General features: G+C 38.3%; 14 protein-coding genes. All 14 read left to right on the top strand.

Going from position 1 to position 12,747, the window contains the following annotated elements; translation table 11 throughout:
• On the top strand, nt 1–1,112 hold a 1,112-nt coding region (locus K5Q73_RS19490), incomplete at its 5' end, for a L,D-transpeptidase family protein (RefSeq protein WP_220766167.1).
• 9 nt (nt 1,113–1,121) lie between these two features.
• A complete protein-coding gene (locus K5Q73_RS19485; protein WP_220765725.1) occupies nt 1,122–1,523 on the top strand; it encodes a helix-turn-helix domain-containing protein in 402 nt (133 codons plus the stop codon).
• Between the two features lie 536 nt (nt 1,524–2,059).
• The gene (locus K5Q73_RS19480) at nt 2,060–2,254 is read left to right on the top strand and encodes a Flp family type IVb pilin (RefSeq protein WP_220765734.1); all 195 of its coding nucleotides are present in this window, start codon (nt 2,060–2,062) and stop codon (nt 2,252–2,254) included.
• Nucleotides 2,255–2,325: 71 nt separating this feature from the next.
• The gene (locus tag K5Q73_RS19475) at nt 2,326–2,892 is read left to right on the top strand and encodes a prepilin peptidase (protein WP_220765724.1); all 567 of its coding nucleotides are present in this window, start codon (nt 2,326–2,328) and stop codon (nt 2,890–2,892) included.
• 10 nt (nt 2,893–2,902) lie between these two features.
• The gene (locus K5Q73_RS19470; RefSeq protein WP_220765723.1) at nt 2,903–4,225 is read left to right on the top strand and encodes an AAA family ATPase; all 1,323 of its coding nucleotides are present in this window, start codon (nt 2,903–2,905) and stop codon (nt 4,223–4,225) included.
• Between the two features lie 28 nt (nt 4,226–4,253).
• Nucleotides 4,254–5,069 (top strand): Flp pilus assembly protein CpaB, encoded by an 816-nt coding sequence (gene cpaB, locus K5Q73_RS19465; protein WP_220765722.1) that lies wholly within the window; start codon nt 4,254–4,256, stop codon nt 5,067–5,069.
• 45 nt (nt 5,070–5,114) lie between these two features.
• On the top strand, nt 5,115–6,554 hold the full coding sequence (locus K5Q73_RS19460) for a type II and III secretion system protein family protein (RefSeq protein ID WP_220765721.1): 1,440 nt from the start codon (nt 5,115–5,117) through the stop codon (nt 6,552–6,554).
• A gap of 107 nt (nt 6,555–6,661) precedes the next feature.
• Nucleotides 6,662–6,853, top strand: coding sequence for a hypothetical protein (locus K5Q73_RS19455; RefSeq protein WP_259650857.1), 192 nt, complete (start codon nt 6,662–6,664; stop codon nt 6,851–6,853).
• A gap of 15 nt (nt 6,854–6,868) precedes the next feature.
• The gene (locus K5Q73_RS19450) at nt 6,869–8,182 is read left to right on the top strand and encodes a Tad domain-containing protein (protein WP_220765720.1); all 1,314 of its coding nucleotides are present in this window, start codon (nt 6,869–6,871) and stop codon (nt 8,180–8,182) included.
• An 8-nt stretch (nt 8,183–8,190) separates the two neighbouring features.
• Complete coding sequence (locus tag K5Q73_RS19445) at nt 8,191–8,661, top strand: TadE/TadG family type IV pilus assembly protein (RefSeq protein ID WP_220765719.1); 471 nt, start codon at nt 8,191–8,193, stop codon at nt 8,659–8,661.
• Nucleotides 8,658–9,110 carry a TadE/TadG family type IV pilus assembly protein gene (locus tag K5Q73_RS19440; protein WP_259650856.1) on the top strand — a complete coding sequence of 151 codons (453 nt, stop codon included), beginning with the start codon at nt 8,658–8,660 and terminating at the stop codon, nt 9,108–9,110. Before K5Q73_RS19445 ends, K5Q73_RS19440 begins: the two co-directional genes overlap by 4 nt.
• Before the next feature lie 76 nt (nt 9,111–9,186).
• Nucleotides 9,187–10,419: a pilus assembly protein CpaE gene (locus K5Q73_RS19435; protein WP_220765718.1), complete on the top strand. Its 1,233-nt coding sequence runs from the start codon at nt 9,187–9,189 to the stop codon at nt 10,417–10,419.
• 1 nt (nt 10,420) lies between these two features.
• A complete protein-coding gene (locus K5Q73_RS19430; RefSeq protein ID WP_220765717.1) occupies nt 10,421–11,758 on the top strand; it encodes a CpaF family protein in 1,338 nt (445 codons plus the stop codon).
• Between the two features lie 10 nt (nt 11,759–11,768).
• A complete protein-coding gene (locus tag K5Q73_RS19425) occupies nt 11,769–12,746 on the top strand; it encodes a type II secretion system F family protein (RefSeq protein ID WP_220766166.1) in 978 nt (325 codons plus the stop codon).
• The last annotated feature ends 1 nt before the right edge of the window (nt 12,747 follow it).

The raw sequence follows: 12,747 nt of genomic DNA, 5'->3' as shown, positions 1-12,747 counted from the left end.
TAGTTAACTTACTAAATAAGAATATTTTTACATCAAAAAAAAATAATCATTCATTATCTGCTAATCAGTATATGAAGCTAGTTGAACGAAAGGATATAGAATTTTATAGGGGGAAGATTAAATATTATAAGTCGTTAGAGCGGTATCAGTGGCCTATGATAGCGCCGATCAAGCTAAGGTTAGGATTAAGAGTCAAAGAGGTTGCCAAGCTCAGGTGGCTCTTAGTCAAATTAGGAGATATAGAGCCGCATAACCTTTCTGCCTACCGAGAGAGTATTTATGATCCTAGTGTTGAAGAGGGTCTAAAACGTTTTCAAAAAAGACATGGTATCACTGTCAACGGTAAACTCGGAACTCTGACGCTGTCATCCATTAATACTGACCCTAGTGTTAGAGTAGCTCAATTACAGAGGGCGTTAAAAGAAAGCTTGAAAAGGTTTGATGAAGAGAAAGAATATGTTTCGGTTAACCTAATAGATTATACATTACGGATTAGTAAAAATGGTATAGAGCAGTTAAATATGCCAGTAATCGTGGGAAAACCTACGAGCAGAACGCCAGAATTAAGCACGGTGGTGACTAGCATTACAATAAACCCTACGTGGACACCACCGGCAAGCATCATTTATCAGGATATTATCCACCAGGTTGAAAAACAACCTAACTATCTAAAAAACAATGACTTTGTATTAAGGGATTACGAAACTGGACTTGAGGATCCTAATCTTGCAGGTATGGATATAGCTAGTTTGAAGACCAAGCTTAAAAAAAGTGCGCTAGTTCAGCGACCTGGGATTAAAAATGCCTTAGGTCAATTTCGATTTACAATCCCCAACACAGGTGCCATTTTTCTTCACGATACTCCAAATAAGAGTTTGTTTAAACGTGCGAATAGAGCCCTTAGTCACGGCTGTATTAGACTCTCTGAACCAGAACTTTTTGCTAATTACTTAATAAACAAAGAGCCTCAAGAAACCCAGCTTCTATTTAAAAAGGCACTTAAAAATAGCGAAACAATTCATTTTCGATTGACGAGCAGCCTTCCAATCAACATCGTATATCAAAGCATTTGGATTGATAAAAACGGTCGCTTGCAGATAAGAGATAGTTAGGAGTATTCAATGGACAGTTTTTGCCACGATAACATCATGTTAGCTAAGCTTATTCGTAAAGAAAAGAATGCTAGAATGAAAGTTAAGTTATTGGCAGTATTACACTTTCAAGATGGAAAGTCTCGTTACCAAATTGCAGACTTTCTCAAAGTTAGCCGTACCAGCGTAAATAGATGGATAAGCCTATATTTATCAAATGGTCTTGAGGGCTTAAAAGAAAAGCCGCATCTTGGAAGACCTAGTATTCTGAGTCAAGAACAACTGGTACAGCTGAAGAACTACATTGAAAATAAGAATTATCATGGAGAGAAAGAAAAATTAACTGGGGGAGACGTTCAACTCTATATTGAAAAGCAATTTGGCGTTAAATATGAGATATCAAGCGTATACAAACTTATAGAGCGATTTTAGAGATTTCATAAAATCTTCCTACACTACAATCTTAAAATAGACGAATAGATTATGTTTTGTACTGAAACTGTATTTATTCTTTAAATTTCTATGGTTTGCCTATTACCCTACCAAACTCGTTGGTTTTTATACGGTAACAATACTTTCACTTTTCATTTGTAGAATATTAAAGTGGCCTGATTTTACAATAATTTTACTTTTGTTTTTTTACAATTAACAGAAGTTGAATCCTAACAATCTAAGTTTGTCTAACTTCAATGAAGAATATCCATTCGAAAGTGACAAGATCAACGTGGCTATTGAGAATAAATGGACATTAATTGGAATGTTGTAAGATTTATACACGTTTTGAACGGTGTAGTTAAAATTGTCGCGAGATGGGGTAAGTGGACCAATTGATTATTCCACATGGAGACTTAAATATGCCTTTGCTACCTTTATTACTAGCGTTACTTAAGCAATTAACTGAATTTTGCGTTTGTAGCCGAACTAGTTGTAGCTCATTTTTGAGACAGGACGAATAGGTGGATAAAATTATGGATATCAAAGCATTATTAAAAGATTTTGTTGAGGATGAAAGTGGTTTAACGGCGGTTGAGTATGCTATCGCTGGAGGCCTAGTTGTTGGAGGCATGATTGCAGCATTTAACACCTTAGGTACAAACGCGACAGACAAAATCGATTGTTTAGCTTCAGCAGTTAACGGCAACTCTGCTGATTGTACTCAATAAGCTTTAAGAAAAAGGACTAAGGTTACTCACTCCAAGGTGAGTAATCTTTTGTTGAAAGCTAAGGGAATGATATGGCCAATAATCTATTGTTATTTCAATTTATTACCGCTGGAGCATTTTTTGTTTTAGCGATAGTCTTAGATTTAACAAAGGAAAAAATACCAAATTGGCTGTGTTTAGTCGCTATTTTCTGCGGGTTTTCAATAAATAGTTATTTTGCTCAATTAAATGGACTGATGCTCTCATTCATTGGTTTTAGCCTCGCATTTATTATCTTATTCCCAACCTTTATCTTCAAAATACTAGGTGCTGGTGACATTAAACTTATGATGGGTATAGGCGCATTAATGGGACCGCAGTTATTAGTTTGGAGTATTGCATACGGGATCATTGCTGGTGCGATAACAAGTTTAATACTCGTGATTTGGAAATCCGGTTTAAGCGGTTGTTTCAAAACGGTACGGCGTTATTGGGATTGCTTTTATTTGAGAACTTATTTTAAACCAGAGGATGGGGAGGCTGCAGGCCAAAGAGTCCCCTATGCCCCAGCCCTAGCAATTGGGTGGTTATGGGCGTGCTCTCTAAATCCTGACATAACAAATTTATACTCAACTATCAGTCACTCTTTATTTTCGTAGGACACGTGCCATGAATATACCTAGAGAAGAGCAGGCTCCTCAATCAAACACTTCAATTGCTTCAAGGTTGCAAATGGAACCCCAGCTTGCCCCACGTCCCAAAACAATTAAAGAAACTGGGGTATCTGAATCTTTACTGCTTGATCTCGTCACTAAGCACCTTTTGTCGGCGGGTGTACTAACTAGAGAGCAACTTGTAAATTTAATTGGTGTAACAGGTGGCATTATTCAACAACTGTTGGATACTGCAAAATCCTTAGCTTGGGTTGAAAACAGGCAGACCACTCCGGATGGTCAAATGCGTTATGCTTTGAGTGCAGGAGGTGAAATTCATGCAAAGCAGGCCTTGTCCAGAAATGGGTATCTGGGGCTAGCGCCGGTTCCCTTGAAGCAGTATTCCGAGATTTGTACAAAACAATCTAGTCGTTCCAAAGCTATCACTTTCGAAATGTTAGAAAAAGGATTGTCTGCGCTTGTTTTACCGAAAGATCTACTCTTTAAAATTGGCCCAGCGATGAACTCCAGTCGACCTGTACTTATTTATGGCCCTCCAGGTACAGGAAAAAGTTATTTGTGCCGTCATTTAAATCTGACATTAGGTGACAGCGTACTCATTCCTTATGCCCTAGCAATTGGTAATGAAGTCATCCAAGTATACGATCCTGAGTTACACCATAAAATCGAAGGGGGAGATAAGTCAAACAGTCTTAACCTTTCAGAAGGCCACGATCCCAGGTGGCTCAAATGTGAAAGACCGCTACGAATAACTGGTGGTGAATTAACGGCTGAAATGCTAGAGGTTCAGTTTGACAGTCACAGTCGTACTTATATGGCTCCACTTCAGCTTAAAGCAAATAACGGAATTTTGTTGCTGGATGATTTAGGGCGACAAAAAATTAGTGCTAAGCAACTTTTTAACCGATGGATTATCCCGATGGAAGAGCGAAGAGACTTTCTAAGCCTTCAATCAGGTGAACATTTTGAGATCCCTTTCGAACTTATTCTATTATTTTCAACTAACCTTGATCCTAAGGAACTCGTAGATGAGGCATTTTTAAGACGTTTAGGTTACAAAATTCATTTCGATGCTTTGGATGAAGAGCTGTATAGAAAAATCTGGTTTCAAGTCTGTAATGATTTAAATTTAAGTTGCACAGAAGAAGTCTTTAAGTATTTATTAATTGAATACCATAAAAGATATAGCAAGCCTTTAATCCCTTGTTACCCGCGAGACTTGCTTGGGATTATGTCAGACCAAATAAATTTCATGGAATTTGAACCTGTTGTTACGCCTTCATTGGTTGATTCTGCTTGGTCTATATATTTTGTATAAATTTTTAGAGTTGGATTAGGAGCGACAAATGAATAATAAAACAGTCTTATTTGTCATTTTGTCTTTAGTGTTTGGTGTGACAGCGGTTTATCTAGCGCAAAACTGGCTTAAAACAAACACTAAAAATGAAACGTCGGGGACAACGGCAAATGTAATCACTATGGTTACAGAAGTTCCTTTAGGGACAATTATAGAAAAAAAACATTTAGCTCTAACCGCCGTGCCTGAGAATTTGGTACCGGAAGGTGCGATTACAGATATCGCCAAAGCTGAAGGGCATGTGGTTAAGCATCGTCTTTATCAAGGTGAAGTGCTGCGTAAAGAGCGGATTACGCGCAAAGGAGAGGGCAGCACACTAGCGAGCTTAATTACCCCAACAATGAGAGCGGTAACGATAAGAGTTAATGATGTGGTAGGTGTCGCTGGATTCTTACTACCCGGAAATAGAGTGGACATAATCAATATAATAACCGACGGCGGCTTGAGAACTGATGTAGTCCTTTCAAACGTCAAGATTTTAGCTATTGATCAACGTGCTTCCAATGATGAAAATAAGCCAGTTTTAGTTCGTGCAGTAACTTTAGAGTTAAGTTTAGAGCAGGCTGAAACATTAATGATTGCCAGAAGTCGTGGCTCCTTACAATTAGCACTTAGAAACCCAAATGATATTGCAGTGATTGAACTTGCAGATATTGAAAATGAAAAACGAATCAAACCTAAAGCTTCTTCAATTGAAACTGCTCCGCCTGTAAAAGTAGCTCAGGTTGCCATTGAAAGAAAAGATAAAGAAAAAGTCTTATTACTTAAAGGTATTAACGAGCAAGAAATAAAAATTGAAAATTAATAGTTGTTAGCAACAAACATAGATTCATGTTTTAAGGAGATTAACATGTCATTTATTCGCCATTGTATAATTGTTTGTTTGTTAGCAATGATATTTCTCCCATCAGTTTATGCTGGGGGACCTACGGCTGGAGCAAGGAATGATGTTCAACCCATCCCAATTTTTAAGTCACGAGTATTGATGCTAAATGGCCCTGTTCATCGAGTTTCTGTCGGTAACCCTAGTATTGCTGATATCAAATTACTGCCGAATAACGAGTTATATATATTAGGAAAGCAGTTAGGCAGTACAAATATTATGATTTGGGATCAAAATGAACAATTGTCAAGGATTATGGACATAGAAGTAACTCATGATTTAAACGGCTTAAAAACGCGTTTGCATCAGTTTCTACCTACTGAACAGTTAGGTGTTCAAACGTCACAAGGGCAACTTTTATTAAGTGGGCAAGCTTCTAACCTTAAAAAAATGAACACAGCAGTGGAACTAGCTCAAGGTTATGCTGAGGCAGCTGCTGGCGGACAGGCACCAAGTAAAGTTCTTAACATGATGACAATAGGTGGAGATCATCAAGTTATGCTAGAGGTTGTGGTTGCTGAAGTCCAAAGAAATGTCGCTCGGCAATTTGATTCAAAATTTTTAATTTTTAATCAAGGTTCTAACCTATCTGGTGGTGTAGTTGGTGGCGGGGGCGGCTTCGATCCTGGAAGTATTGGTGGTGTTGATGTAAAGGGAATATTTGCGCAGTATATTAACGGCGATTTAATGATGAACTTTGCCCTTGATGTTGCTAAACAGAATGGTTTGGCAAAGGTGTTAGCAGAGCCTAATGTGACAGCGATGAGCGGACAGGCTGCAGAGTTTTTATCAGGTGGTGAATTTCCGATTCCTGTACCCGGTGAAAATGGTAACACGACTATTGAATATCGAGACTATGGCGTTGGTGTTAAATTTGTTCCAACTGTCTTAGATTCAGGACAGATAAATCTTAACCTTAATGTTGTTGTAAGTGAAATCAGTAATGCTAATGGTTTTGCAATATCAGGAAATACTTCAACATCATTAGTTGTCCCCTCATTAGTTAAACGCAGTACATCAACAACGGTAGAGTTAGCAGATGGGCAGACCATTGCAATTAGTGGTTTGATCAGTGATACCTTGCGTGAAAATATAGATAAATTACCAGGATTAGGTGATGTACCGGTTCTTGGGCAGCTGTTTACCAGTAAAAGCTTCCAGAGCGGGCAAAGTGAATTAGTCATTTTAGTAACACCAAGGCTTGTTAGAGCATTTAACCGTAAAGATATTTCCTTACCAACAGATGGTTTTGTTTTACCGTCAGATGTTGAATTCTACTTACTTGGGAAGTTGTCACATAAAGAGGATGCTGATGACAGCAGCAGTGATACGCCTTATGAGCCCGCCAAATCTGATACCCAATTAGATGACACCGGAACTCAACAAAAATATGGTCATTCACTTTGATATCCGGAGAATTCCTAATGAAAAATATGAACAAATATAATTATTTTTTTACACTCTATATTTTGATAATAGGCAGCAGTGCTTGCACAAAAATCAATGACTTCCCTATGGGAGAGAGTCACTATCAGATTAAACAGGTACAAATACTTGACCCAGATGCTGCAGAACGCAATGACGGTATTATACTTAGTCTTGACGGTAACTACGGACGTAAGGTGATGCAATCCTACCGTGCAAGTTCTGTTTCACCAAAAACCGCTAACGACATAAACTCTGTTACTAGTGGTAGTTCGAATTAATTAGAGGCTACAGTAATGGCTGGTAAGAGTTCTCAAATATTTTTATCTTCATTGCTTTGTAAAAAGCAGTCTGGCGCAATAATTATCATGTTTACAATTGGATTATTTGCAATTGTGGCTGTAGCGGCTTTAGCTGTCGATAGCAGTCATATGCTGCTTAACAAAGGTCGTCTGCAAAATGCGGTTGACTCTGCTGCGTTAAGTGCAGCAAAAAAACTCCAAGACGGCGGTTCGCTATACGAAGCAAGACAAAATGTTATTTCTATTTTATCTCAAAACTTAGGTCACTCTGAGAACAATGAAATATTAGATGTAGTAACACTTTCAACTCCTGACTATAACGACTCTCAAGTGACAGAGCATGTCAGTGTTGAGTTCTCAGCTACACCGGATCCTTTTATTCCTGGAGCGGATGAAACATATGAGTATGTTCGTGTCAGTGTTGAAGATGTTGGATTAAATAACTTTTTGGCTGAAATACTTAACTTTGATAAAAAAGTAAGAGCCTCAGCAGTTGCGGGTAGGAGCACTGACATTGAGTGTCTAAACAAGGTTGTTCCGCTTCTTGTTTGTGGTGATATGTCTCAACCTGACGACTATGGTATGGGACACGGCGGTCTCTATGTAATGAAAATCGGTTCAAAACAAAAGCCTTCAGACCCAGATATTACACTTGGCCCTGGTAACTTTCAGCTTTTGGATTTAGGTGGACCAGGCGGTAAAGGTATTGAGCAAGGTTTAGCGGGTGAATATTCACCTGGTGCGTGTGTAGGTGTTGGTCAAACAGTGCCTACAGAACCGGGAAATAAAGTTGGCCCAGTAGCAAGTGGTTTAAATACCCGATTTGGGGAATGGCCAAACGGTAATTCTTTGAATTCAACTGATCACCCGAGAGATCTTAATACATGTGAAGGTGATAAATTATTAGTTGATAGCGAAGCAAGTATTACTAACCCTACTGCAGAATATTATAGCTACGCGGCTTATTACGGGCAAGACGCAAGTGAGAACCCTGTATCACACGATACATTTTGTAAAAGTGGTAATATTTTAGAACCTTCTACTACGACTAAGGCTGATAGAAGAAAGCTACCTGTTGTTATTGGTGATTGCACTGGCAAGATAAATGGTAAAAATGTGGTAACGGTTAAGTCGATCGGTTGCTTCTTTTTGACACAGAAAGTTGAGCATACTGGCAATACTTCAATCATTATTGGCGAGTACATTTCTGAGTGTGGTTCTTCAGGAAATGCTTCATTAGATCCCGATTTTGAGAGTGATAACTTCACAATTGTCTTATATCGAGACCCCGGTAGTCCTGATTCTTAGGGGGCATTATGATCGATAAGAAACAGAAGGGCATAGCTGTAATTGAGTTCACTTTAGTTTTACCAATGCTATTGTTAGTTATTTTTGTGACTGTGGAATTCGGTAGGCTATTATTTCAATACAGTGAGTTAACCAGGATGGCTAGGAGTGCTGGTCGTTTTATTTCCAATACTGCGATTGTGAATACTACGGGTAACTTACCGGATGTATTAACTGACGTAAATTGTGATTTTTGCATCTCCAAAATGAAGCGAGTATTGATAAGTGGCGACACAATTAATACGACGACTAATCTCTCAGGCCTTTCTAGCGCTGATATTACAGTTGTGGAGTACCCTGCGGATAGTGGAGTTCTAGTTGTTAACGTGAGCTATGATTGGACGCCAATGTTTGCCGAAAAACTGAATATGCTTTCATTTGGAGATGATATAGATCTCACTTTTAATTTAAATGCTAGTTATGCGGTTACTGCTTTATGAAAAATCAAGCGATAAAAAAACAAGGCGGTGTCTATGTGATTGAGTTTACTTTAGTTGCAGTCGTTTTTTTTGTACTTCTTTTCGCAGCTATAGAGTTTGGCAGATTACTATTTACCTATAATGTGCTTCATGAAGCATCAAGAAGAGCTGCCAGATTAGCCGTTGTTTGTCAGGTTAATAGTGATATTGATTCAATCTCTCTTTTTAATGATGCTGCAATCCTTCCAAACTTGAGTTCAAATAATTTAACTATTAGTTATTTAGCCTATGACGGTACTGTTGCGACTGGTATTGATATTGATTTGGTTCGAGCTGAAATTATAAATTACCAACATCAGTTTATAGTACCAGGTCTATACCGTGTAATCAGTTCTCCTACATTCTCAACTACGTTACCTCGTGAAAGTCTTGGAGTGTTTAAAGGAGGTGCAACAGATTGTAGTTTATAAAAAATAACAAAATAATGTAGGAATATTGTCTATAGTCAATATAGTGATAAAAAATTTAAGGGAGGTAAGTTGTAATATGGATAAGCCGCTTGAGCTATGTGTCTCTAATATCAACCAAGAGCAACAACATTCAATGCATATAAATTTACCTTTTCCTATTGAGGCGATAGTCATTACTAATGGCTCCCAATCTCTAGAACGGCTAAAACAAACCTTGTCATGTATTGATAATTTAAAGGCAAAAACCTCTTCTTATTGCGAACCGTATTTAGCACAAAACAATAATCCATTTAACCTAGTTATATTGGTATTGCCAAACAACGAAACTGAGGCTCAAACTGCGTTAGCTTATGCATCAAACTTTGAGTCTGATATTGTCTTAATTGGTATCAATACTCCTCAGAATATTCTACGACTTGCTTTCCAGTATGAAGTCACTGATTTTGTACCATACGACTCGCCTAGCGACGAACTTATTACATCAATAACCAAAATTTCAAATCGGTTGGTGGAGCAGGCTGACTTGGCACCAGTGGTTGCTGTACTCAATGGCAAGTCGGGTTCTGGAGCTAGTTTTATATGTGCAAGTTTAGCAGATATAGTATCTCAAAATGACGGAAATGATGTTGCCATGCTGGATTTAGATCTTCATCAAGGCACTCTGTCCCATATGTTGGGGCGTGATTCAAAATATTCGGTGTGTGATGTATTAAGTTCTATTCATGAACTAGATGAAGTTGCAATGCAAAGCACTATGACTAAAAAGGGCAATCTAAGCCTACTTGCAGCTAAGCCTTTTGAGCTTTTAATGTTAGAAAAAAAAGTCGATTTTACACAAATAAAAGAACTTATTTGGAAATATCGACATTTTTACAAACAAGTAATCTTAGACTTTTCTAGAGGACCTGAAGATTGGAACTATGAACTCCTTTCTGATGCAACAATTTTATTAATTACCCAACAAAACATAATGCACCTACGGCAAACCAAAGAGCTTGTTGTACAACTGACGAGGGAAATGGGGATTGCAAATGAGAAGATCCATTTAGTGGTGAATCGCTACGATAAACACTCAAGCATATCAATTTCAGACATTAAAGAAGCAATTGGGATAGAGAGTATTACAACCGTTGTTAATGATTATAAGTTGTCCAGTGAATGTGTAGAACTTGGAAAACCTATTACTGAATTGGCAAAAAGGCAAAAATTAATTCTTGATATTACTAGTTTGGCAGATAAATATTTACCTAGTAGTCACCAAGTTAAAGATAAAAAGAAGGGTTTTTGGAAACGGATATTAGGTGGGTAATATGGATATTAATCAGTACGATAGTAAGTTTCAAGAGTTTCAAGAGTTTCAACCTTTAACTCTTGAAGAGCAAAATATTAAAGTTACACTTTATGAGAAGTTATTGAGCGTGATGGACCTCTCTCTAATTGAAACTATATCCAAAGATCAAGCTCAACTTCAAATTAGCGAAATAAGCGAACAAATCCTAAGTGATTTGAATGTACCAATTAATTTATCTACTAGAAAGCGACTCATTAATCTTATTATTGATGAGGTGCTTGGTTTAGGCCCCCTTGAGACTCTACTTGCCGATCCATCAATTTCAGACATATTAGTGAATTCTTTTGACCGTGTTTATGTAGAGCGTCGAGGAAAACTTGAATCAGTCGATATTAAGTTTCACAGTAACGGACACCTTTTGAATATTATCGATAGGATAGTATCAAGCGTCGGTCGTCGAATTGATGAATCTTCCCCAATGGTTGATGCAAGGCTTGCAGATGGTTCCCGTGTCAATGCAATCATACCTCCACTTGCTTTAGATGGTCCCTCTCTTTCTATCAGGCGCTTTGCCGTTGATAAACTAAATGCACAGCAACTCATCAATATTGGCTCTGTCACAGAGGCAATGATTGAACTCCTGAAAGGTAGTGTTAAAGGTAAGTTGAATATCTTGGTGTCAGGCGGTACTGGTAGTGGTAAAACGACGTTACTCAACATGTTATCAGGGTTTATTCCTAGCGATGAACGGATCGTTACTATTGAGGATTCAGCAGAGCTCCAGTTACAACAACCGCATACCGTTAGGCTTGAAACTAGGCCACAAAATATTGAGGGTAAGGGGGAGGTTTCACAGCGTGATTTAGTGAAAAACTGCTTACGTATGAGGCCTGATAGGATAGTAATTGGAGAGGTTCGTGGTGGTGAGGCATTAGATATGCTCACAGCAATGAATACAGGTCATGAGGGCTCATTAACCACTCTCCATGCAAACAGCCCTAGGGATGCGCTAGGCCGATTGGAATACATGGTATGTATGGCCGGTTTTGACATGCCGGTAAGTAATATCCGTACACAGATTGCTTCTGCAATTGATCTGGTTGTTCAACTTGAACGTCAAGAAGATGGCAGAAGAAGGGTAACTAGTATCCAAGAGATCAATGGTATGGAAGGCGATATCATCACTATGTCTGAAATATTTCGTTTTGCGCGTAAAGGTATCGATGAAAAAGGCATGATTATCGGTGAGTTTGAGGCAACTGGCGTAATTCCAGGGTTCCACACTAAGTTGAAACAGCACGGAATTGAGTTGCCGTATCATCTTTTCAATTGTGGTGATCCATTTGCGGAGTTCTAGGAGCTGATTTATGTTTTCTAACCAAGTTATATTTCTTGGCCTGGTTTTTGTTGCAGTGCTTTTTTTATCTCAAGCACTTTTTTTACCAGTCTATAGTCCACAAAGAGCGAATACTGCTCTAGTTCGAAAAAGATTAAAAAAATTATCGGAAGAATCAGGGGATATTACCTACGAGACATCTCTTTTACGTAAGAGTCGTCTTGGGAAACTAGGTTCAATTGGACGTTGGTTAGAAAGTTTTGAGTTGATTGAAAGCTTAAGTTATCGACTCGAGCTGGCAGATTATAAATTGATGGGGCATCAGTTTATTGGCCTAGCTTTAGTTACTGCAAGTTTAATGGCCTGCTTTATATGGGCTTACTTTAGCGAATGGGTAGCAGCAATATTTATGTTTGTGCTGGTGCTTTTTCTATTTAATTTTAAGTTAAATAGAGATACTTCAAAACGTATGGACAAGATTGAAGAGAGCTTTCCTGATGCTTTAGACGTTTTAAGAAGAGCGCTACAAGCTGGTTACTCCTTTTCTGACGCGGTTAAATTGGTTACAGAAGAGATGGAGGGCCCTTTGGCTAAAGAGTTTAGCCTGATGTTCGCTAACATTAATTACAGTAAAGATACCAAAAGGGCACTGCTAGGTTTTATTGAACGAGTTCCAAGTGTATCCGCTATGGCATTTGCCAGTGCCGTCATGGTTCAAAAAGAAACAGGTGGTAACTTAGCTGAAAATATAAATAATTTAGCTAGAATTATTCGGCTACGTTTCACTTTTAGGCGCAGAGTAAGAACCTTATCAGCAGAAGGACGCTTATCTGCCTGGATTTTGATATTGCTACCGTTCGTTTTATTTGCGGTTATTTACATTCAAACTCCTGGGTATGTAGCAGAATTAACAGGGACTGAAGAAGGTAATGATTTATTGATGTGGGGAGCTATCGGGATGTTTGTCGGTGGTATGTGGATCAGCAAACTTATAAGGATTGATATCTGAT

Source organism: Shewanella sp. MBTL60-112-B2 (assembly GCF_019655055.1).
GTDB lineage: Bacteria > Pseudomonadota > Gammaproteobacteria > Enterobacterales > Shewanellaceae > Shewanella.
This window is presented reverse-complemented; position numbering and strand designations above follow the sequence as displayed.